This window comes from Herbaspirillum sp. AP02, from assembly GCF_015767275.1.
In the GTDB taxonomy this organism is placed as follows: Bacteria; Pseudomonadota; Gammaproteobacteria; order Burkholderiales; family Burkholderiaceae_D; genus Herbaspirillum.
In genome coordinates this window covers 1-22,986 of sequence record NZ_JADWMY010000010.1, presented here as the reverse complement: position 1 = coordinate 22,986, position 22,986 = coordinate 1, and the positions used below count along the sequence as shown (strand labels likewise).

Sequence of the window (22,986 nt, the reverse complement as noted above, 5' to 3'; positions counted from 1 at the left end):
CTGTTGTCTTGGCAGCGTTCGTAATGTCGTTGAATTTCATGATGCGCGATGTAAGGGCCGGGGCATAGCCATTATTGGGCTGGGGTTATAACGGTCGGATTGGCGGAAAACCCGCCTGGCAGGCGGATTTTGTTGCATTGCATTGTCGGCATACGGGTAAGTAATTCATCGTCGCAAATTGCCGCCAGGACCGAGATTTTGCCACTGTTGTCGGATTGCATCCGGGAAGGCCGGTTTTTCGGCTTTCGCCTCAGGCCGTACGGGCCGGGCTGCGCGCCCGGTTCCAGTAGTCCGGCTGGGCATAGACTTCCTTGAGGTAATCGATGAAAAAGCGCGTCTTGGCCGGCAGGTGCCGCTGCTGCGGGTAGACCGCCATGATGTCGTAGTGGGGCAGGGCGTAGTCGTCCAGCACCGTCACCAGCTCGCCCGAGGCCAGTTGCGCCTGGATTTCCCAGGTGGAGCGCCAGGCCAGTCCCAGCCCTTCGCTGGCCCAGCGGTGCAGCAGTTCGCCATCGTTGCAATCCAGCTTGCCCTGTACCTTGATGATGACCGGCTTGCCATTCTGCTGGAAATACCAGCCGCGCTGCTGGCCGCCCTGCAGGTTGAAGGCCAGGCAGTTATGCCGCGCCAGGTCATCCAGCGTGCGCGGGATGCCGTGGCGATGCAGGTAATCCGGCGCCGCGCAGACCACGCGCCGGTTGCTGGCCAGGCGCACGGCCACGAAACTGGGCTCGATGGCGCCGCCGATGCGGATGCCCAGGTCATAGCCCTCGCGCACCAGATCCACCACGCGATCGGTCAGGTTGAAGGAGATCTGCACCTCCGGGTGGGCCGCCAGGAAGGTGGGGGCATGCGGCGCCACATGCAGGCGGCCATAGGCGGCAGGCGTAGAGACCACCAAGTGGCCGGTCGCCTTGTGACGCCCTTCGGCCACGCTTTTTTCGGCCGTGTCCATCTGTTCCAGCAGCTTGCGGCAGTGATCCAGGAAGACGCTGCCCTGCTCGGTCAGCGTCAGGTGGCGCGTGGTCCGGTGCATGAGCTTGGTCCCCAGGCGCTTTTCCAGGGCATCGATGCGCCGGCCCATCATCACCGGCGTGACCTGTTCTTCCAGCGCCGCGGCGGCCAGGCTGCCCTTGTCCACCACCGAAACGAAGGCTTCGATCTGCTTGAGTTTGTCCATCAATTCCTCCTGGCTGCAGTGTAATTCAATACTTTTTCTATGTTTCCATACTTTTGGTAAGTAATCAGTGGATTCCGATGGTACTTATCATCCGGATTTGTAATGACTAGCATGGCCTCCAGAGATCAACACCATCCCAACGGACATCTGGAGAACGAGCATGGCAAAGATGAGAGCAGTCGACGCGGCAGTGCATGTACTGGTCAAGGAGGGCTGCCTGCAGGCCTTTGGCGTGCCGGGCGCGGCCATCAACCCCTTCTATTCGGCCCTCAAAAAGCACGGCGGCATCGGACACATCCTGGCGCGCCATGTGGAGGGGGCCTCCCACATGGCCGAGGGCTATACCCGCGCCAGGGCCGGCAACATCGGCCTGTGCATCGGTACCTCCGGGCCGGCCGGCACCGACATGATCACCGGCCTCTATTCGGCCCAGGCCGATTCCATTCCCATCCTGTGCGTGACCGGCCAGGCGCCGCGTGCGCGGCTCTACAAGGAAGACTTCCAGGCCGTGGACATCGAATCCATCGCCAAACCCGTCACCAAGTGGGCCGTGACCGTGCGCGAGCCGGCCCAGGTGCCGCGCGTGTTCCAGCAGGCCTTCCACCTGATGCGCTCGGGCCGCCCGGGGCCGGTGCTGATCGATTTGCCCTTCGATGTGCAGATGGCCGAGATCGATTTCGATCCCGATACCTATGCGCCGCTGCCGGTCTATCGTCCCGCCGCCACCCGCGCCCAGATCGAGAAGGCCCTGGAGATGCTCAACGCCGCAGAACGTCCGCTGCTGACCATCGGCGGGGGCGTGGTCAATGCCGATGCGGCTGCGCTGGCAGTGGAGTTCGCCGAGCTGACCGGGGTGCCGGTGATCCCCACCCTCATGGCCTGGGGCGCCATCCCCGATGACCATCCGCAGATGGCCGGCATGGTTGGTCTGCAGACCAGCCATCGCTATGGCAATGCCACCCTGCTGGCCTCGGACTTCGTGCTGGGCATCGGCAACCGCTGGGCCAATCGCCATACCGGCTCCATCGATGTCTTCACCAAGGGCCGCAAGTTCGTCCACGTCGACATCGAACCGACCCAGATCGGCCGGGTCTTTGGTCCCGACTATGGCATCGTCAGCGATGCCGGTGCGGCCCTGAAGCTGTTCGTCGAGGTGGCGCGCGAGCTCAAGGCGGCGGGCCGCCTGCCGGACCGCTCGGCCTGGCTGACGGAGTGCCAGCAGCGCAAGAAGACCCTGCAGCGGCGCACCCATTTCAACGAGGTACCGGTCAAGCCGCAGCGCGTCTATGAAGAAATGAACCGCGCCTTCGACCGCGATACCTGCTACGTCGCCACCATCGGCCTGTCGCAGATCGCGGCGGCGCAATTCCTGCATGTCTACAAGGACCGCCACTGGATCAACTGCGGCCAGGCCGGTCCGCTGGGCTGGACCATCCCCGCCGCGCTGGGCGTGGTGGCGGCCGATCCGCAGAAGAAGGTGGTGGCCATCTCGGGCGACTACGACTTCCAGTTCATGATCGAAGAACTCGCCGTGGGTGCGCAATTCAAGCTGCCCTACCTGCACGTGCTGGTCAACAACTCCTACCTCGGCCTGATCCGCCAGGCCCAGCGCGGCTTCGAGATGGACTACTGCGTGCAGCTGGCCTTCGAGAACATCAACGCCCCCGAACTGCAGGGCTATGGCGTGGACCATGTGGCCGTCGTCGAGGGTCTGGGCTGCAAGGCCATCCGCGTGACCGACCCCAACGGCATCCAGGATGCGCTGGTCCAGGCGCAGCGCTGGATGGCCGAGTATCGCGTGCCGGTGGTGGTGGAGATCATCCTGGAGCGCGTCACCAACATCGCCATGGGCACCGAGATCGATGCCATCAATGAATTCGAAGCCCTGGCCGAGCGCGCCGAGGATGCGCCCACCGCCATCAGCCTGCTGGACTAAGAGGAGGCACCATGACCCGACTTGCCGCCAATCTCACCATGCTGTTTACTGAACAGCCTTTCCTGGAACGCTTCAAGGCTGCGGCCGATGCCGGTTTCAAGGGCGTGGAATTCCTGTTCCCGTATGCCTTCACGCCGCAGCAGATCGCCGACCAGCTGCGCACCCATCGCCTGCAACTGGTATTGCACAACCTGCCGGCCGGCAACTGGGATGCGGGTGAGCGGGGCATTGCCTGCCACCCGGACCGGGTGGCCGAGTTCCGCGCCGGTATCGATGAGGCGATCCGCTATGCCAAGGCGCTGGAGGTGCCGCAACTGAACTGCCTGGTCGGCATCCTGCCGCCGGGTGTCGCGCGCGAGGCCGCCCGCGAGGTGCTGGTGGGCAATCTCAAGTATGCCGCCAGCAAGCTCAAGGAGCAGGGCATCCGCCTGCTGATCGAACCGATCAACCATTTCGATATCCCCGGCTTCTTCCTCAACACCACGCGCCAGGCGGTAGAACTGATCCTGGCCACCGGCTCGGACAATCTCTTCGTCCAGTACGACATCTATCACATGCAGCGCATGGAGGGCGAACTGGCCAACACCCTCAAGGCTAACCTCTCCCTGATCGGCCACGTGCAACTGGCCGACAACCCCGGACGTGGCGAGCCCGGCAGCGGCGAAATCAATTACCGCTACCTGTTCGGCTGGCTGCAGGAGATCGGCTATCGCGGCTGGATCGGCTGCGAATACAAACCGCAGGCCGGCACCGTCGCCGGCCTGGGCTGGATGGCGCAACACGGCTTGCAGCACGCGTGAGTGCATGAGTGCGCAAGTGCGCGCAAGCAGGATTTCATCTTTTCTTGAGGAGACACAGCATGGCAAAAGTCGGATTCATCGGCCTGGGGATCATGGGCGCACCCATGGCGGACAAGTTGCAACAAGGCGGCCACAAGCTCTACCTGCATGACCAGAAAAATCCGCCGGCGGGATTGCTGGAAGGCGGTGCCACCGTCTGCACCTCGGGCGCGGAAGTGGCCAAGCGCGCCGACATCGTCATCGTCATGGTGCCGGATACGCCGCACGTCCAGGCTGTGCTGTTCGGCGAAAAGGGCGTGGCCGAAGGCCTCTCGCCCGGCAAGATCGTGGTCGACATGAGTTCCATCTCGCCCATCGCCACCAAGGAGTTCGCGCAGAAGATCAACGCCCTCGGTTGCCAGTACCTGGACGCACCGGTCTCGGGTGGCGAAGTCGGCGCCAAGGCCGCCTCGCTGACCATCATGGTCGGCGGATCGGAATCGGCCTTCAACGACGTCAAGCCCCTGTTCGAACTGATGGGCAAGAACATCACCCTGGTGGGCGGCAACGGTGACGGCCAGACCACCAAGGTCGCCAACCAGATCATCGTGGCCCTGAACATCCAGGCCGTGGCCGAGGCACTGCTGTTCGCTTCCAGGGCCGGTGCCGATCCGGCCCGGGTGCGGCAGGCACTGATGGGCGGTTTCGCCGCCTCGCGCATCCTGGAGGTGCATGGCGAGCGCATGGTCAAGCGCAGCTTCAACCCGGGCTTCCGCATCGAGTTACACCAGAAGGACCTGAACCTGGCCCTGCAAGGTGCCAAGGCGCTGGGCATCAGCCTGCCCAACACCGCCACCGCGCAGGAGCTGATGAATGCCTGCGCCGCCCATGGCCTGAGCGGGCTGGATCACTCAGCGCTGTGCCGCGCCGTGGAGATCATGTCCAATCATGAAATCGCCCAGGCCTGAGCCTTGATCCCGACCAGATCAGGAGGATATCCAATGCGCCGCCAACGCCAGGCCAAGATCGTCGCCACCCTCGGTCCCGCCAGTGCCACGCCGGAGATGATCCGCGCCCTCTTCGAGGCGGGTGCCGACGTGTTCCGTTTCAACTTCAGCCATGGCAGCCACGCCGACCATGCGGTGCGCTACCGCATCGTGCGCCAGGTGGAACATGCCGTCGGCCGGCCCATCGCCGTACTGGCCGACCTGCAAGGCCCCAAGCTGCGCATCGGCCAGTTCGCCCAAGGCCGTGTGAGCATCGAGGCCGGGCAGGTCTTCGTGCTGGACCACGATGCGACGCCAGGGGACGCTCGCCGGGTATGCCTGCCGCATCCGGAATTGTTCGAGGTCATCGGCCCCGGGCAAAGCCTGTTGATCGATGATGGCAAGGTGCGGCTGCAGGTCGAATCCAGCGATAGCGCCCGCATCCTTACCCGCGTGGTCAACAGCGGCGTGTTGTCTGACCGTAAAGGCGTCAACGTGCCCGATGCCGTGCTGCCTATCCCGGCGCTCACCGCCAAGGACCGGCGCGACCTCGATTTCGCATTGGACATGGGCGCGGACTGGATCGCACTATCCTTCGTACAACGTCCCGAAGATGTGAAGGAAGCCCGCATCCTGGTTGCAGGCCGCGCCGCCATTCTTTCCAAGCTGGAAAAGCCTGCTGCGCTGGACCGGCTGGAAGAGATTGTCGACGTCTCGGACGCCATCATGGTGGCGCGCGGCGACCTTGGCGTGGAGCTGCCCCCGGAATGCGTGCCGGGCACGCAAAAGCGCATCCTGCGTGCCTGCCGCCAGCAGGGCAAGCCGGTCGTGATTGCCACCCAGATGCTGGAATCCATGATCAGCGCCCCGGTCCCCACCCGCGCTGAAGTCTCGGACGTGGCCAGTGCCATCTATGATGGCTCGGACGCGGTGATGCTCTCGGCTGAATCGGCCAATGGGGACTATCCGTTGCAGGCGGTGACGATGATGGACCGCGTGATCACCGAGGTGGAGAAAGACCCGCTCTACCGCACCCTGATGCAGGCCCAGTACGCGCCCCCGCAGCGCAATCGCCCGGACGCCATCTGCGCCGCTCTGCGCGACGTCACCGGCATCCTCGGTGCCAGCGCCACGGTGACCTACACCAGCTCCGGCCACACCAGCCTGCGCGCCGCCCGCGAACGCCCGGCCGCGCCCATCCTCTGCATTACCCCGCAACTGACGACAGCCCGACGGCTGGCGCTGGTATGGGGCGTGCATTCCACCATCAGCGAACAGATGCACGACGAAAGCCAGTTGGTCGGTGCCGCCTGCCAGGCAGCGGTGCGGGAGGGATTTGCGCGCAAGGGGGACCAGATCGGCATCACCGCCGGCATGCCCTTCGGACAGCCGGGCAGCACCAATCTGTTGCGGGTGGCGGAGGTGTGGGGCTGAGCGGCAGATACCGGTATCAGGGTGCCTGCAGGCGTTGCAGACTGCCGTCCTTGTCCAATGCCAGCAGGCACTTGATCAGCAATTGCTGGAACAGGTCTTCCTGAACGGATCTGGCGGGTTGCAGGCGCGGGTCATCCGGTAGGCGGGATTTGGCCAGCATGATATAGAACGCGCCGCGTACCGCTGGTGAATGCGCACTCTTGTCTCCGACTCGGATGGCAAGAGACATCGTCATCTCTTCCTTGGTGGTGACATGGCCGTCCCCCCATGTTTCACCCAGGCGTACCCCTTGATTGATCGCCTCGGCAATATCGGAAACGTCATTGAGCGTGACCTTGACCACGCCCACGGCGTCGTTCTGGCTGATCTCGATGACCCCTGTCTGTCGGAATGCGGCTTCCAATGCGTTGCGCAACATCAGGGGGTCCGGCCCGGGCGGGGTGATCTGCATCGGCTGCGCGTTGGTATCGGGCGCGCGGCCATTCATCAGCCACTGCACTTCCATCTTCAATTTCAATGGCGCATCACTGTGCGTCAAATCAGCCGAGCTCGCGCGCATCATCGCGCTATCACGATAGGCGGCAATGGGGTAGGCGGTGCAGCCGCTCAACAGCAGCGCACACGTGCTGGCGCACAGCAGAAGGATTTTTTTCATGATCGTGGGTAGGATTGCGCTGCAAGGCCGCGACGCTGTCTTTATTTATCGAAGAATCCCAGTTCGGCTGAACCGTTGACTTCGATCTTCTTGCCTACCAGTGTGCTGCTGGCCTCTTCTTCGATCCACACTGCGCTGTAGGTCGGCCCCAGCTTGCCGCGCACGACATAGTTCTTGTCGGGTTCCGGCGTGAAATCGATTTCGCCCTTGACCTGATAGACCGTACCGGTCATCGCCATGATAGGCATGGCATAGGCCGTCCTTGCCACGACCTGTACCTTGAGCGGTGTTGCGGGGATACGGCGCTCCACCTTCTGCAGCAGCATCAGAGCACCGCGCCCTTGGCTCGCGCCTTGTGTAGCGGAGCGTACATTGTTGACATCGACGGCATTGATGTTGGTGGCATAGTACATGTCGGCCTTGCTCATGGTGAGCATCTCGGCCGAGTCCTTGAGGATGGCCGTCGGTCCAGCATAGTTCTCGGGCAGTAAGGGTGTGCGGGTGGCACAGGCTGTCAGCGCCAATGCGATGGAAAGCGCAGCGCAAGTACGGAACCCGCCTGCGGTGGCAATTCGAACGTTCATTGTTTCCCCTGATTGATTTTTATAGGCAGGCGCACCGGACGTGGGGCCGATCGCCAGCCGTCGCACATATTACGTCATGTGACAGGGGATTGTAAGACGTTCCAATGCTGTGGGTCCATGCCAGCGCGGCGAGCACCGGTGAAGGCGATCTGCTTGAAGCGCGCGTTGGGAATGACCTTACGCTGCAGTCGTCACACTGCCAGCTTGAACACCCCCACCGCCTCCTGCAATTGCACCGCCTGATCACGCATGGCCTGAGCGGCTGCGGCGGCCTGTTCCACCAGGGCCGCGTTCTGCTGGGTCGATTCGTCCATTTGGGTGATGGCCCGGTTGATTTCTTCCAGGCCCGTGCTCTGTTCCTGGCTGGCCCGGCTGATCTCGGCGATGATGGTGTTGACCCGCTGCACGCTGGCCACCACATCCTCCATGGTGCTGCCGGCCTGCTGCACCAGGCTACTGCCGTTTTCGATCTTGCCCACCGAGTCATGGATCAGGGTCTTGATCTCGCGGGCGGCGCTAGCGCTGCGCTGGGCCAGCGAGCGCACCTCCGAGGCCACCACCGCAAAGCCGCGTCCCTGTTCGCCGGCACGCGCGGCTTCCACGGCGGCATTGAGCGCGAGGATATTGGTCTGGAAGGCGATGCCGTCGATGACCGCGATGATGTCCACGATCTGCCGTGAGGACGCATTGATGTCAGCCATCGTATCGACCACCTGATGCACCACGCTCCCGCCCTGTACCGCGATGGCGGAGGCGGTGCTGGCCAGTTGCGTGGCCTGGCGAGCGTTGTCGGCGTTCTGTCTGACTGTGGTGGTCAGCTCTTCCATGGCCGAGGCGGTTTCCTCCAGCGAGCCGGCCTGTTGCTCGGTACGGGCCGAGAGATCCAGGTTGCCGCTGGCGATTTCACCGGCGGCATGGTGGATCGTATTGCTGCCCTGGTGCACGCGACCAACGATGTTGCGCAAGTTCTCATTCATCAGTTTCAGGGCAGCCATCAGCTCGCCGGTCTCGTCGCGCGAGGTGACTTTCACCTGCGTGGACAGGTCGCCTTCGGCCACGCGCCGTGCCACGCTCACGGCATGCCCGAGCGGGCGCGAGATGCTGCGCGAGACCAGCCACGCGACTGCGGCAGCCAGCAGCAGAGCGACCACGGCCAGGCTGTTGATGAGCAGACGGGCACTGGCCGAATCCCGGGTGGCTGCTTCACCGGCCGCATCCATCAGGCCACCCTGGTAGTCGAACATGGCATCGAGCGCAATGAAGTACTTGATCTGCACCGGCATGAATTGCTGCGGCAGGAAGGCCTTGGCTTCATCGGTGCGACCCGCCATGGCCAGGGCCATGAGCTGGTCGCGCGCGGGGACGTAGGTCTGGCGTGCCGCGATGGCGGCTTCCACGTATCGCCTGTCTTCCTCGGTGCGTGCCACTTGCTGCAGCCTGGTCAGGTACTCGTTCATCCTGCGGTCGGCCGCCGTGGCATCGGCGGCCAGGGCCTTTATGCGCTCGGGGTCGCTGGTGAGCAGGATGTCGCGGATATCCAGGGCGATCTTGTTGACCTGGATCTGTACCGTGTTGGCCATGACCGTCTTGGGATAGCGGTCCTTGACGATGAGGCCGATGCCATCGGCCAGTCGTCCCAGTTGCAGGTTGCCGAGTATGGCGATGGCCAGCAGGAGCACCATGACTGCGCCAAAACCCAGCGCCAGGCGGGCGCCGATCTTCATGTCCGAGATACGCATGTTCGACTCCGGAGTGAGGGTGGCTTAGTGGGCGGATGAGCGGGCCGCTTCAGCCAGTTGCAGCGACAGGGCGTTGTGCCGCTCCAGCACCACCCCCAGATCGATACTGGTGAACTGCCCCTCGCGCACGATCACGCGGCCGTTGATGATGCTGTAGTCCACATTGGCCGGGGTGCAGAACACCAGCGCAGCCACCGGGTCATGCAGCGCCCCGGCAAAGGCCAGCTGGCGCGTGTCGAACAGCACCAGGTCGGCTGACATGCCGGGTTTGAGCGCGCCGATGTCGTCCCGATTCAATACCTTCGCGCCACCCAGGGTGGCGATCTCCAGCGCCTGACGCGCCGTCATGGCGTCCGGGCCGAATCCTACCCGCTGCAGCAGCATGGCCTGACGCACTTCACCCAGCATGTGGGCGCTGTCGTTGGAGGCACTGCCATCCACCCCCAGTCCGACCGGTACGCCCGCGTCCAGCATCTTGCGGATGGGGGCGATGCCGGAGGCCAGGCGCATGTTGGAACAGGGGCAATGCGCCACGCCGGTGCCGGTGCGGGCAAAGAGATCGATGCCATGGTCGTCCAGTTGCACGCAGTGGGCGTGCCAGACGTCGTGGCCGACCCAGCCGCAGTCCTCGGCGTATTGGGCCGGGGTCATGTTGAATTTTTCGCGGCTGTAGGCGATGTCGTTGACGTTCTCAGCCAGGTGGGTGTGCAGGGAGACGCCGTAGTGGCGGGCCAGGTCGGCGGCCTCGCGCATAAGGTCGCGCGAGACCGAGAAGGGCGAGCAGGGGGCGACCACGATGCGCTGCATGGCGTGACGCGCAGGGTCGTGGTAGGTCTCGATCAGGCGACGGCTGTCCTGGAGGATGGTTTCTTCGTCTTCCACCACGCTATCCGGCGGCAGGCCGCCCTTGGATTGGCCTACGCTCATGGCGCCTCTGGCGCCGTGGAAGCGCATGCCTATCTGGGTCGCGGCTTCGAGGCTGTCGTCCAGGCGGGTCTGGTTGGGGTAGATGTAGAGGTGGTCGCTGCTGGTGGTGCAGCCGGAGAGGATCAGCTCGGCCATGGCAGTAAGCGTGGATACCTGGATCATCTCGGGGGTGAGGCCGGCCCAGATCGGGTAGAGATTGGTGAGCCAGTTGAACAGTTCGCCATTCTGCGCCGAGGGAATGGCGCGCGTAAGGCTCTGGTACATGTGGTGGTGGGTGTTGACCAGGCCGGGGATGACGACGTGGTGGGTGGCATCGATGATTTCATCGGCTTGCTGCGGCAGGTCGGCGCTCTTGCCGATCTGTTCGATCACGTTGTCGCGGATGTAGACGGCGCCTTGTGGAATTTCTTCGCGGGTGTCGTTCATGGTGACGAGCACGCGGGCGTTCCTGATCAGCAGGGTCTTGCTGTTTGGCTTGTGTTGCATGTTGCTGGACTCCTTCTTGGGTTCCTTGTTTCTGTTGGATTGGCTTGCTTGCGGGGCGACGCAGGTGACAGGGGGAGTCCCTTTCTTGCCCTATTAACGCTGCGGCGGATGGGGTTGCTGGGTGGACTACATGTTGAGCGGGTTAGTCTGCACGGAATGCTTGTGTGCGCTCTGGTTTGATTCTGATCTTTCTCCGGTCGCAGGGGAGCGCCGGGGGCGGCCCGGCAGCCGCTCACTTTCTTTGGCCCGCCAAAGAAAGTAAGCAAAGAAAACGGCCCCCAAGAGCCAGCCCTCCTGCGGAGGGTGCCCGCCGGAGTGAAGCCGCAAGTGGGAAAAATAGAGTCGCTTCGCTCCCACTATTTTTCTGATCCACTTGCGGCTTCACTCCGGCGGCTGGCTCCCAAGGGGGAAAGCGTGTCCGGCTCGCCTTCGGCCTCGCGGGGGGCTCGCCTTCGGCTTCGCGGTGACTTGCTCGCCTTCGGCTTCGCGCCGTTACTGGGTAGCTCAGCAGTTTCGTGCCGATGTACTTACTTCTGAATCTTTTAAATTATATAAATAATTAATTTTTCGTCCTGAAGCTGCGCAGGAAATCCAGCAGGATCTGTCCCGATACCTCCGCATCATCGGCCGTCATGGTCTCCAGCGGGTTGTGGCTGATGCCGCCGTTGCCGCAGCGGGTGAAGAGCATGCAGACGTCGGTCAGGCGGGCGATGGCCATCGCGTCGTGGCCGGCACCGGAGGCCAGTTCGAAGGGCGGGACGCCGGCGCGTTCGGTGGCGGCGGCCAGTTGTTCCATCAGCCAGGGGGCGCAGGGGGCGGCCGGGGCGCTCAGGGTTTCTTCCAGCTTGATGTCGATGCTGCGCCGTGTGCCGATGTCTTCGATTTTGGCGAGGATGTCCTTGACCGCGGCCAGGCGGATGTCGTCGCGGGCGGCGCGGATGTCCAGCGAGAGCTGGCAGGCGCCAGGGATGACGTTGGTGGAGCCGCGGGGTACCTGCAACTGGCCGACCGTGCCGACCAGGGCGGCATGCTGGTCCTGCGAGCAGCGCTGTTCCACATAGAGGATGATCTCGGCGGCCGCAGCAGCGGCGTCCTTGCGCATGTCCATCGGCGTGGTGCCGGCGTGGCTGGCCACGCCTTTCAGGTCGACCAGGTAGCGTGAGCTGCCGGCAATGGAGGTGACGATGCCGACCGGCAGGTCGCGGTTCAACAGGACCGGGCCCTGTTCGATGTGGACTTCGACATAGCCCAGGATATCGGCGGCATCGCGGGCGATCTGCGGGATGGCGGTGACGTCGTGGCCGGCCTGGGTGATGACCTCGCGCATGCTGATGCCGTCCTTGTCCTGCAGGTCGAGTAGCTTCATGTCGAACTGGCCGGTGACGGCATTGCTGCCCAGGAAGGTGCTCTTGAAGCGTACGCCTTCCTCTTCCGAGAAGCCGATGACTTCGAAGTGGAAGGGCAGGGTCTCGCCCCGCTCATGCAGGTGCCTGACCACGGCGATGGGCAGCAGGATGCCTTCGCGGCCGTCGTACTTGCCACCGTTGCGCACCGTGTCGTAGTGCGAGCCGGTCATCAGGGTCTTGGCCTGCGGGTCGCTGGAGAGGTAGCGCCCGACCACGTTGCCCACCGCATCGATGTGGACGTGCATGCCGGCTTCGCGCATCCATTGGGCGATCTGGTCGGCGGTGCGGCGGTGGGTGTCGGTCAGGTAGGTGCAGGTGAGGGCGCCTTCGTCTTCGGACAGGGCGCCGATTTCCTCGGCCCATTGCATGACGGTGGCGCCCAGTTGCGGGCGATGGCCCAGCAGGTCGTTCAGGCGCATCTCGGCAATGCGGCCGATCTGGCGCAGGGCTTCGCGCAGTTCGTCTTCGACCTGGTTGCGCAGGCGACGGGCGAAAGTGGCGATGATCTGCTGGCGCGTCAGGCCAGCGCCGGTCGGGCCTTTCACGGCCAGGATGAAGGGGAAGCCGAAGCGGGCGTTGTAATCGGTGTTGAGCTGTTGCAGGCGGGTAAATTCCTCCGGGCTGCACTGGTTCAGGCCGGCCCGGGCCTGCTCGCCGGTGGATTCGGCGGTCAGTTCGCCGGCGATGGCGGCGCGGCCGGCCAGTTCCGGGTGGGCGCGGATCAGGCCCAGTTGTTCGGCGCGGCTGGCGTCGGTGACGACGTTCTGCAGGGCCAGTTTCAGGGCGGTGATGTTGCGGAAGGGACGCTGCAGCGCGGCGCGCTCGGGAATCCAGGGCGAATGCTCGTAGATGCCGTGCAGGGCGGCGATGAAGGCGGAGGCATCGGCCTCGTTCAATTGTTGCAGTGTCGTCGTCATGTGCTGGCCGGTCGGTCTGCGCCGGCTCCCTCGCTGGTTCGTTGCTGTTGCGATCAATACCGGCGCCCACCATCTGAAAATCAGTATTGTCGGCGCCGATTGTTGTCTGTGATTGTGGGTTGCCGCTGCCGTCCGGGGAGGGCAGCGGGCGCGCCCGGTGGGTATCCGGGCGCAGGTGAGACTTTAAAACATCTTGGCCCGGATGGCATCAACGGTTTCATCTGGCGCGTATCGGCTTTGGCATATCTGTCGATGGCAAGACCGCGCCTGCGCTCAGTGATCCGAGCTTTGTGCCGCCGCTACCGCATAGCGGGCCACGTCTTCCTCGCTGCCGCGGCCGTTGAAGAACAGGTTCAGGCCCACCGCCATGGCCGAGGCCAGCAGGATGCCGCTGTGGAAGATGGTGCCCAGCAGGTGCGGCATCTTGTCGAAGAAGGTGGGGGCGACGATGGGGATCATGCCCACGCCGATGCTGATGGCAACGATGAAGAGGTTGTTGCGGTTATTGTGGAAATCGACCTTGGAGAGGATCTTGATCCCGGTCGCCGCTACCATGCCGAACATCACGATGCCGGCGCCGCCCAGCACGAATTGCGGGATCGAAGCCGCCACGTGCGCCATCTTGGGGAACAGGCCAAAGGCGATCAGGATCACGCCGGCTGCCACGCAGACGAAGCGGCTGCGAATGCCGGTCACCCCCACCAGCCCGACGTTCTGCGAGAACGAGGTATAAGGGAAGGTGTTGAATATGCCGCCGATCACGGTGCCCAGGCCATCCACACGCAGGCCGCTGGCGAGCGCGCGGTCGTCGATCCGGCGGCCGACGATGTCGCCCAGGGCTATGAACATGCCGGTCGATTCGATCATGGTCACGATCATCACCAGGCACATGCTGATGATGGAGGCCAGGTCGAACTGCGGCAGGCCATAGTGGAAGGGCTGGATGAAGGCAAACCAGTCGGCCGCGTCCAGGCCGTCGAAGCTGATCTTGCCCAGTGCAAAGGCGATCACGAAGCCCACCACCATGCCCAGCAATACCGAGATATTGGAGATGAACCCCCGCGCGTACTTGGTGATCAGCAGGATGGCCACCAGCACCACCGCCGCAATCGACAGCGACAGCGGTGAGCCATAGTCGGGATTGGGGACCTTGACGAAGACGCCGTCGACCAGCTTGCCGATCACCGGTTGTCCGCCCGCCGCCCAGTTGATGCCCACGCCCATCAGCGAGACCCCGATCACCGTGATCACGGTACCCGTCACCACCGGTGGGAAATAGCGCATGAGCTTGCTCATGTAGGGCGCGGCCAGGATGCAGAACAGGCCCGAGGCAATCACCGCGCCATAGATGTGCAGGATGTTGAGCTGGGGATTGTTGGCCATGGCCACCATCGGCCCCACGGCGGCGAAGGTCACGCCCATCATGACCGGCATGCGGATGCCGAACTTCCAGATACCGGCACTCTGGATGATGGTGACCACGCCACAGCAGAACAGGTCGGCACTGATCAGGTAGGCGATCTCGGACTTGGGCAGGTTCAGGGCACCGCCGATGATGAGCGGCACGGCAATCGCACCGGCATACATCACCAGCACGTGCTGCATGCCGAGCGCGAAGAGCTTGAATACGGGTAGGCGTTCATCCACTGGATGGCTGGGGGCTTGCATGGGCTGTCTCCTGGTATTTTTTATGGAGGAACCTGACATGTGACCTTGCCCCGGCTGTCTGGAACGGGGCCGGCCTTGTCGCTTGAATGTGGTTCCGGCTCAGTGCCGTGTTCTGCCTTCCTGTGCGCTTTGGAGGCGGATACCGGCCTGATGCTGGCGATACTAAAGCAATCCGGCAGGGGCGATATAGTGGCCCCGGCATACCGCTACACGTCCGGGCGATATATGGTCGGGTGTCATTTCCCTTTGCTGGCCGGCGTCCTGGCGGGCTGCCGCCATGCCAGCCATGTCCCTCATGCCCGCCCCTGGGCCAGCAGCTTGGCGGCCGCGCTCACCTGGGCGCGCAGCCACTTGTGCTCGGTGGCCTGGTGTACGCGCTCGTGCCAGAGCTGGTAGAAGCGCAGCGGCGGGAACTTGATGGGCACCGTATAGCTTTTCAGGGCCAGCAGCTTTTCGTAGAAGCTGGCGAACTGCTGGCCGGCCGTCAGCACCAGGTCGGTCTGCGCCACCATGTAGGGCAGCATGCGGAAGTGGGCCGACTCCACCACCACGTTGCGGTGCAGGTTCTGTTTTTCCAGGAAGCTGTCGATGGTGCCGTGATAGCCGGGCAGGATCTGCGAAGGCGCGGCGTGGGGCAGGGAGAGATAGTCCTCGATGGTCATCGCATCGCGCGCGGTGCGCTTGGCATAGGCGCAGTCGGCGCGCATCAGGCAGACGATGGGGTCGTCGAACAGCTTGGTGAGGTGCAGGTGCGCGGGTGGCTCGTCCCAGTTGGCGATGACCAGGTCCAGTTCCCCGTCCGAGAGCAGGCGCACGTAGTCGGTATCCGGGCCCAGCGCGTGGATCACGATGTGACTGCGCGGTGATTCGCGACGCAGGCGGGCGATCACCTCGGTGAAGAAGGGGGTGTTCATGTAGTCCGGCGCGGCGATGTGGAAGGTACGCTCTTCCTCCTGCGGCAGGAAGGCGGTCTTGGGGACGAACAGGCGTTCGGTCTCGTCGAGGATGCGCTTGGCCGGTTTCAACAGGCTTTCGCCATGCTGGGTCGGTACCATGCCACGGGCGCCGCGCACCAGCAGGGGATCACCGGTGAGCTCCCGCAGCTTGCGCAGCGAAGCGGAGATCGAGGGTTGCGGCTGGTTCAGTTTCAGGGCCACGCGTGAGACATTCTTTTCGCACAGCAACAGATAGAGGATGCGGATGAGGTGGATATCGAGGTGGTCAGGCAGCCTGGACATGGGGATGTCTCCGGGGTCTTTGTTCTAGCGTGGGGCAGGTGACGGTTTTTCGTTCACTCTGATGGCGCCGCATCGGGTGGGTGCCTTGTCGTTGTTATTCACCGAGGCCGGCTCGCGGCGGCGGCCTGGCGTGATGCGAGCGCAAGCGTCCCACATCCAGGGGGCATTTTTGTATATGAACTTTCGTATGTCAAATATATGTTGCCGGCCATGTTTTGGACGGTCCCCGCGTTTATCGTTCGTGCAACCGGTCCGCGCCAGCCATTGCCAGCCTCACGAGGGCAGCGCCGCAGGACGAGGACCGAGACAACAGATGGCAGCAGCCATCGGGTCGTAGCGGCAGCACGACGGGAGACCAGCAGCGACGCCACTTCTAGGCTTCGTGCGCGTCCCGGCGCGCGGAAAGCCTTCACTCCCACTCATCCAGCAGTTTCCATGCGGCATGCATGGCGGGGGAGGGCTTTCATGGCGGCCCATTCCTGAGGCAATGCCTCGCCTGTCCGGAGTAGGTCGCGGTGGCGGACAGCAATCCTGCGTGGGGAAGACATGGAAGCACTCCTGGTTTCATATGGCATCGACTGGGCCAATCTGCTGGTTCGCTGGCTACACCTGATCACGGGCATCGCCTGGATCGGCGCCTCTTTTTATTTCGTCTGGCTGGACAACTCCATCCGCCCGCCCAAGCCGGGCAGCGACCTGGAGAAGAAGGGTGTCTCCGGCGAGCTGTGGGCAGTCCACGGCGGCGGTTTCTACAATCCGCAGAAGTATCTGGTGGCACCGGCCGAGCTGCCCCAAGAACTGCACTGGTTCAAGTGGGAAGCCTATGCCACCTGGATCACCGGCGTGGCCATGCTGTTCATCGTCTATTACTTCAATGCCTCGGCCATGATGGTGGACAAGTCGGTGGCCAATCTCTCCGGTATCGAAGCGGTGGGCGTGGGCATTGGCACGCTGGTGCTGGGCTGGATCGTCTATGACCTGCTGTGCCGCTCGCCGCTGGGCAAGCGCGAAGGACTGCTGGGGCTAGTGATGTTCGTCTTCATCGTGGCCGTGGCCTATCTGCTCACGCACCTGCTGTCGGGACGGGCCGCCTATATCCACGTGGGTGCCATGATCGGTACCATCATGGTCGGCAATGTGCTGATGGTGATCATCCCCGGGCAACGCAAGCTGGTGGAGGCGATGCAGCAGGGCCGCTCGCCCGACCCCATCCACGGTCGTCGCGGCAAGCAGCGCAGCGTGCACAACAACTACTTCACGCTGCCCATTTTGTTCATCATGATCAGCAACCACTATGCGATGACCTATACCCATGCCCATAGCTGGCTGGTGCTGGCGGCGATCATGGCGGCGGGTGTGCTGATCCGTCACTTTTTCAATCTGCGGCACAAGGGCCGGGTGTCGATCGGCTATCCCATCGCCGGGGTGGCCCTGCTGCTGGCCGTGGCGGTGGCGATCGCGCCGCGCCCGGTAGCGCCGGTGGCTGCCTCGGCGCCTGCCGCCGCAGGCGGCGCCCCGGTTGCAGCGGCAGCGCCCGACTTCACCAGGATCCAGACCATCATCACCCAGCGCTGCGCCAGCTGCCATTCGGACAAACCGACCCAGGCGGGCTTTGCCACGGCACCGGCGGGCATGATGCTGCAGACCCCTGAGCTGATCCACCAGCACGCCGCCAAGATCTTCCAGCGCGCCGTCCAGACCAAGGACATGCCGCTGGCCAACATGACCCAGATGACCGACGAAGAACGCGCCGACGTGGCCGCCTGGTTCCAGGCTGGCGCCAAGTAGGCTCCGATCACGTCAGAAAGAAGACACCACACATGCATACCATCACCATCGACGGCTTCAACCTCAGCGCCGCGCAAGTCATCAGCGTTGCCCGCGCACCGCATCTCAAGGTCGCCCTGGCTGACTCATCGCGCGCGGCCCTCAAGCACAGCCGCGACTACATCGAAAGCACCTGGATGCACGATGAAGCGCCCATGATGTACAGCTTCAATACCGGCGTGGGGCTGCTCAAGGACACGCGCATCAAGGTGGAACATATCGAACTGTTCCAGACCCAGTTGATCCGCGCCCACAGCGCCGGCATCGGTGAACCCTTCTCCGAGGAAGTCAGCCGCGCCACCATGCTGTTGCGTGCCAACGCGTTCGCCTCCAACTATTCCGCGCCCCGGGTGGAGGTGGTGGATCGCCTGCTGGCCTTCCTCAATGCCGGCATCCACCCCATCATGCCGCAGAAGGGCTCGGTGGGGGCCTCCGGCGACCTGGCACCGCTGGCCTATCTGGCTGCCGCCATCGCTGGTTTCGACGAGGCCGAGGTGATGTTCCAGGGGCAGCGCATGCGGGCTCCACAGGCCATCGAACAGGCCGGCATCGCACCGGTGAAGTTCGACCTCAAGGCCAAGGATGCCTCGGCGCTGATCAATGGCTGCACCGCCTCGCTGGCGGTGGCTATCCTGGCGGCGCGCGATGCGCGCCACCTGCTGACGGATGCCTGCCTCTCGCTGGGGTTGACGCTGGAGGCCATGCGCGCCGAGATGTCGGCCTTCGATCCGCGCATCCAGCAGGCGCGGCCGCACGCCGGGCAGATCAAAACGGCGGACGTGATCCGCACCCTCCTGCAGGGTTCCACCCGCACCACCCACGCGGCGCGTGCGGTGCAACTGCCGGACGAATTGCGGCGCACCGATATCCCCTATACGGCGCGCATCCAGGATGTGTATTCGCTGCGTTGCGCGCCGCAGGTGTATGGCCCGGTATTCGATGCGCTGGACTACATCGACACCATCATCGAGAAGGAGACCAATTCGGCCACCGATAACCCGCTGATCTTCAACAAGGAAGATGGCGAGGGTTTCGAGATCATTTCCGGCGGCAACTTCCACGGCCAGTACCTGGCCCAGGCCATGGACCTGCTGGCCATGGCCATCACCGACCTGGGCAGCATCTGCGAGCGCCGCATTGCGCGGCTGATCGATCCCACGCTGTCGTGGGGGCTGCCGCGCAACCTGATGAGTGGCGTGCGCGGCGTCAATACCGGCTATCCGGTGGTGCAGTGTTCGATGAGTGCGCTGGTGATGGAAAACCGCACGCTGTGCATGCCGGGCAGCGTCGACAGCATCCCCTCCAAGGGCAATAGCGAGGACCACATCTCCAACTCCACCTGGTGCGCGCGCAAGGCCCTGACGGTGGTGCAGAACACGCAGTACATCATCGGCGTGGAAATGCTGCTGGCGGCGCAGGCGCTGACGATGACCGAAGAACTGCTCAAGGACTTCGTGCTGGGCCGTGGAACGCAGGCGGCCTACGACGAGATCCGCCGGCAGATCCCGGCCTGCCTGGAGGGCGACCGCTGGTTCCATGACGACGTGCAGGCCGCGCAGGGCTTCGTGGTCAGCGGGTCGGTGCGGGAGGCGGTGACGGCGGCCATCGGACGTTTCGTCTGATCCCACCCTGGGGGAAGAAAGCAGAAAGGCCGTCCGGTGTCATGCCGGACGGCCTTTTCCGCTTAAACAATATAAAGAATTTACACTTCGAGAATTACACTTCCGCCCACTGCCGCAGCAGGTTGTGATAATGCCCGGTCAGTCCCAGCACTTCATCGGTGTCGCCGATCTGCTGGCGCAGGCTGTAGATGTTGCGGTCCAGTTCGAAGAGCATGCTGCGCTGCCAGTCGTCGCGCACCATGCTCTGGGTCCAGAAGAAGGAACAGACGCGGGCGCCACGAGTGACCGGTTCGACACGGTGCAGGCTGGTGGAGGGATAGACGATCATGTCGCCGGCCGGCAGCTTGACCTCGTGGGTGCCGTAGGTATCGACCACCACCAGCTCGCCCCCTTCGTACTCATCCGGGTCCGACAGGAACACCGTGGTGGAGACATCGGTGCGGATGCTGCCGGCGGCATTGGGCAGGTTGCGCACCGAGCCATCGACGTGCAGGCCATAATGTTCGCCGCCTTCGTAGCTGTTGAACAGCGGCGGCATGGTCTTCTTGGGCAGGGCAGCGGCGAAGAACAGGGGATTTCTGCGCAGCGCCTCCAGGATGATCTCGCCCAGCTGGAAGCCCAGCGGCGAATGCTCCGGCAGTTGCCGGTTGCGCTTCACACGTGCGCCCTGGTCGCCGACGGTGGCGCGGCCGTCGATCCAGTCGGCGCGGTCCAGTTCGGTGCGGATGTGGCGCACCTGCTCGGCGCTGAGGACTTCGGGAATGTGCAGCATCATGATGGACTACTCCTGTCGCGAATGAAAAGGCCCCTCCACGCGGGAGGGGCCGTCAAGTCTGGCTGATCCATGAAGGACTCAGCGGGCACCATCACTTTAGGCAAAGTGCATGGCGCCAGGGCTGAGGCAGATCAAATCATCGCCATGGGCAGGGTCAGAACTTGAAGTTGGCGGTGAGTGCCACGGCGCGTGGCGACCCCGGGGTGTAACGATAGCCGCTCTTGTTGATTGCCGCTACGTAATCCTTGTTGAAAATATTATAGAGATTCAACTGCAGGTCCACGTTCTTGTTCACGACATAACCGAGCATGCTGTCCACCACCCAGTAGGAATTGGCGTACTTGGGCGTGCCGACCGCACCGTCGGTGCCGCGCAGCAGCGAGCTGACGTAGCGTGCACCGCCACCGATGGTGAAGCCTTGCGGCAGGCGGTAGGTCGCCCAGGAGGTGAAGGCCTGCTTGGGTGTGTAGGCCAGGTTGTTCTCGCCCGAGGCGGTGGTGATGGCGCCGCTGTCGACCTTGGTGTCCATCCAGGTGTAGCCGGCGGCCACCGAGAGGTTGTTGGTGACGTCACCGGTCACGCCCAGTTCGATCCCCTGCACGGTCTTCTTGCCGGTCTGGAAGTAGCGACCGGAGGTGCCGTCCTGCTCGACTTCATTGCTCACTTCGGTATGGAACACGGCAGCGGTTACGGCCAGCTTCTTGTTCAGCAGATCCCACTTGGTGCCCAGTTCGCTGGTCTTGGTCTTTTGCGGTGCGTAGTTGGAATTGGCGGCGCTGTTGACCGCGCTGGAGAGCGCGAAGTTGGCGCCACCCGGCGGCTGCTGCGAAGTGGCATACAGCGCGTAGATGCTGCTGTAGTCGGTCGGCTTGAAGATCGCGGCCAGCTTCCAGTTGAACAGGTTGCCCGAGGTCGACAGGTTGGTGATGGTGCCGGCGGCGTTGGAGTAATACGTAGTGCGATAGTGGTCTTCGCGGATGCCGCCGTTGATCGACCACTGCTCGTTGAACTTCACGGTGTCGAACAGGTAGGCCGAAATGGTATCGGTCTTGCCATCGTTGTAGCCGGTCGGGGTGATGGTGAAGCTGCCATTGCCGAAGTTGGCGTTCGGGCTGTACAGGTTGGCCGCCGGCAGCGTGCCGCTGGTGGTGAAGGAGGTGGCGTGCTGTTTTTCCTGCGTGAATTCCACGCCGCCCACCAGGGTGTGCTGCAGCGAACCGGTCTTCAGGTTGGCCGTCAGGTTGGTCTGGTTGGTGAGGATTTCATTGGACTGGTCCTTGCGGGTGGGCAGGTTGCGGGCCAGGGTCCAGGTCGACAGATTGGTCGCCGAAGGGGTGAGCAGGCCGGTCGGTCGGGTGCTGGTGGCGGTGCCGGTCGCCATGAAGGAGGTCAGGAAATAATCCTGGGTGGTCTTGGCGTAGCGGGTGGTGTTCTGCAGCTTCAGGTCCTGCGAGAAGTCATGTTCCACGCGGGCGGTGAACATGTCGGAGGTGACCTTGTCGTAGTCGTTCACGCTGCCGTAGAAGTTGCTGGAACCCACGCGCGGGGCGCTGGAGATGTACGGACGGGCCGGGTCCGGCGAGGTATAGCCGGGCAGGCCGATGGTCGGTACACCGCCATCGGGGACGTTGTCCTGATCGATGTGCAGGTAGTTCAGGAACACCCGGGTCGGACCGTTCAGGCCGAAGGCCAGCGAGGGCGCGATGCCGTAGCGGTCATTCTTGACTTCGTGGCGACCGGGGACGCCGCTGTCCTGCTTCATCAGGTTCAGGCGCAGGGCGATGCCGCGGTCTTCATCCAGAACCTTGTTCCAGTCGGCGGTACCACGCTTCTGGTTCCAGCTGCCGTAGGTGGTGGAGGCGTTGAAGAAGTTGCTCATCTCGGCCTGCTTGGTGACCAGATTGATGGAACCGGTCGGCGAGCCACGGCCGCTGTCGGTGCCGGCCGGACCCTTCAATACTTCCACCTGCTGGATGTTGAACATGTCGCGCGAGATCGAACCGAGGTCGCGCACGTTGTCCACGAAGATCGCGCTGGAGCTGTCGAAGCCGCGCATGTAGATGGCGTCGCCGGTGCTGGTGTTGCCGTTCTCACCGAGATAGAAGGTGCCCACGCCGGGGCTGTTGCGCAGCGCCTCGGTCAGGGTGGTGGCGCCTTGCTGGTCGATCAGTTGCTTCTTGATGACGGTCAGGGTCTGCGGGGTATCCACCAGCGGCTGGCTGTATTTGGTGGAGGAGGCCTTGTCGGCCTTGTAATCCGATTCCTGGGCAGCGGTCACTTCCACCTTGGGCAGGGTGCTGGTCTGGGCGTGGACGCCGACGGCGGGCAGCAGCAGGGCGCCGGCAACGGCGGCGGACAGGCGGGTCGAAGCGAACGCGGGCTGCGCGTGCTTGCGGCTCTTGATGTAGCTCATGGCAAGGTTCCGAGAGAAGTTGTTTTGGGTTCTCTTGGCTGGCTATGAGTCGGACGGGCGGCCGGTCGGTCAGCGGGGACCCGGCCTGCACCGCCGCAATGGCTGGCGAGTACGTGTTTTTTTGTTATCCGGTATCGCTCGTTGGTTTTCGAATTGATACAAGATATTTACAATTATAAAGAATCTACAAATAAAAGTGATTCTTATTCTAAAAATTTCTGGTAGGTGCCTATTGCTTCAGGCGAGGGATCGTGCGGAAGGCCTTGTGATAGCGCGATTTTGCGAATGAAAGCGCGTATGCGCGATGTTGTACAAACAATACGGACAGGATTGGTCAGCAATGGGCAAGCGTCGGTAATCCGGCTTAAAAAGGCATTTCCGCCAGTCTCGGAGGCGAAGGGGGAGAAGTGGGAG

General features: G+C 63.4%; 17 protein-coding genes. 6 read left to right on the top strand and 11 right to left on the bottom strand.

Annotation, left to right across the window (positions count from 1 at the left end):
- Nucleotides 1-250 precede the first annotated feature (250 nt).
- Nucleotides 251-1,180, bottom strand: coding sequence for a LysR family transcriptional regulator (locus I5R65_RS18725; RefSeq protein ID WP_006465200.1), 930 nt, complete (start codon nt 1,178-1,180; stop codon nt 251-253).
- A 160-nt stretch (nt 1,181-1,340) separates the two neighbouring features.
- Here I5R65_RS18725 and gcl point away from each other — a divergent pair, with 160 nt between their 5' ends.
- The 4 genes from gcl to pyk are packed head-to-tail and all read left to right on the top strand — an operon-like array spanning nt 1,341 to nt 6,315.
- Nucleotides 1,341-3,116 (top strand): glyoxylate carboligase, encoded by a 1,776-nt coding sequence (gene gcl / locus I5R65_RS18720; RefSeq protein WP_180670293.1) that lies wholly within the window; start codon nt 1,341-1,343, stop codon nt 3,114-3,116.
- 11 nt (nt 3,117-3,127) lie between these two features.
- The gene (gene hyi / locus I5R65_RS18715; RefSeq protein ID WP_180670291.1) at nt 3,128-3,916 is read left to right on the top strand and encodes a hydroxypyruvate isomerase; all 789 of its coding nucleotides are present in this window, start codon (nt 3,128-3,130) and stop codon (nt 3,914-3,916) included.
- Nucleotides 3,917-3,975: 59 nt separating this feature from the next.
- Nucleotides 3,976-4,863, top strand: a complete 888-nt coding sequence (locus I5R65_RS18710) for a 2-hydroxy-3-oxopropionate reductase (RefSeq protein ID WP_077236362.1) — start codon at nt 3,976-3,978, stop codon at nt 4,861-4,863.
- 33 nt (nt 4,864-4,896) lie between these two features.
- On the top strand, nt 4,897-6,315 hold the full coding sequence (gene pyk / locus I5R65_RS18705) for a pyruvate kinase (RefSeq protein WP_180670289.1): 1,419 nt from the start codon (nt 4,897-4,899) through the stop codon (nt 6,313-6,315).
- A 16-nt stretch (nt 6,316-6,331) separates the two neighbouring features.
- Here the strand turns inward: pyk and I5R65_RS18700 are convergent, their stop codons facing one another.
- From I5R65_RS18700 to I5R65_RS18670, 7 genes are all read right to left on the bottom strand, one after another.
- A complete protein-coding gene (locus I5R65_RS18700; RefSeq protein ID WP_180670288.1) occupies nt 6,332-6,970 on the bottom strand; it encodes a hypothetical protein in 639 nt (212 codons plus the stop codon).
- A 41-nt stretch (nt 6,971-7,011) separates the two neighbouring features.
- A complete protein-coding gene (locus I5R65_RS18695) occupies nt 7,012-7,554 on the bottom strand; it encodes a hypothetical protein (RefSeq protein ID WP_180670286.1) in 543 nt (180 codons plus the stop codon).
- 191 nt (nt 7,555-7,745) lie between these two features.
- Complete coding sequence (locus tag I5R65_RS24430; protein WP_180670284.1) at nt 7,746-9,293, bottom strand: methyl-accepting chemotaxis protein; 1,548 nt, start codon at nt 9,291-9,293, stop codon at nt 7,746-7,748.
- A gap of 24 nt (nt 9,294-9,317) precedes the next feature.
- Nucleotides 9,318-10,706: an 8-oxoguanine deaminase gene (locus I5R65_RS18685; RefSeq protein WP_180670282.1), complete on the bottom strand. Its 1,389-nt coding sequence runs from the start codon at nt 10,704-10,706 to the stop codon at nt 9,318-9,320.
- Nucleotides 10,707-11,265: 559 nt separating this feature from the next.
- Nucleotides 11,266-13,029: an allantoate amidohydrolase gene (locus I5R65_RS18680; protein ID WP_180670280.1), complete on the bottom strand. Its 1,764-nt coding sequence runs from the start codon at nt 13,027-13,029 to the stop codon at nt 11,266-11,268.
- 273 nt (nt 13,030-13,302) lie between these two features.
- The gene (locus tag I5R65_RS18675) at nt 13,303-14,697 is read right to left on the bottom strand and encodes a nucleobase:cation symporter-2 family protein (protein WP_180670278.1); all 1,395 of its coding nucleotides are present in this window, start codon (nt 14,695-14,697) and stop codon (nt 13,303-13,305) included.
- Between the two features lie 293 nt (nt 14,698-14,990).
- Nucleotides 14,991-15,935: a LysR substrate-binding domain-containing protein gene (locus tag I5R65_RS18670; RefSeq protein WP_180670276.1), complete on the bottom strand. Its 945-nt coding sequence runs from the start codon at nt 15,933-15,935 to the stop codon at nt 14,991-14,993.
- Between the two features lie 546 nt (nt 15,936-16,481).
- Here I5R65_RS18670 and I5R65_RS18665 point away from each other — a divergent pair.
- The gene (locus I5R65_RS18665) at nt 16,482-17,723 is read left to right on the top strand and encodes a urate hydroxylase PuuD (protein ID WP_180670274.1); all 1,242 of its coding nucleotides are present in this window, start codon (nt 16,482-16,484) and stop codon (nt 17,721-17,723) included.
- 32 nt (nt 17,724-17,755) lie between these two features.
- Nucleotides 17,756-19,384: a histidine ammonia-lyase gene (gene hutH, locus I5R65_RS18660; RefSeq protein WP_180670272.1), complete on the top strand. Its 1,629-nt coding sequence runs from the start codon at nt 17,756-17,758 to the stop codon at nt 19,382-19,384.
- Between the two features lie 94 nt (nt 19,385-19,478).
- Here the strand turns inward: hutH and I5R65_RS18655 are convergent, their stop codons facing one another.
- The 3 genes from I5R65_RS18655 to I5R65_RS24320 all read right to left on the bottom strand — a co-directional run.
- On the bottom strand, nt 19,479-20,159 hold the full coding sequence (locus tag I5R65_RS18655; RefSeq protein WP_180670270.1) for a Fe2+-dependent dioxygenase: 681 nt from the start codon (nt 20,157-20,159) through the stop codon (nt 19,479-19,481).
- A gap of 154 nt (nt 20,160-20,313) precedes the next feature.
- On the bottom strand, nt 20,314-22,572 hold the full coding sequence (locus I5R65_RS18650) for a catecholate siderophore receptor Fiu (RefSeq protein ID WP_180670268.1): 2,259 nt from the start codon (nt 22,570-22,572) through the stop codon (nt 20,314-20,316).
- A gap of 203 nt (nt 22,573-22,775) precedes the next feature.
- A partial coding sequence (locus tag I5R65_RS24320) for a hypothetical protein (protein ID WP_231395246.1) occupies nt 22,776-22,986 on the bottom strand: 211 nt, incomplete at its 5' end.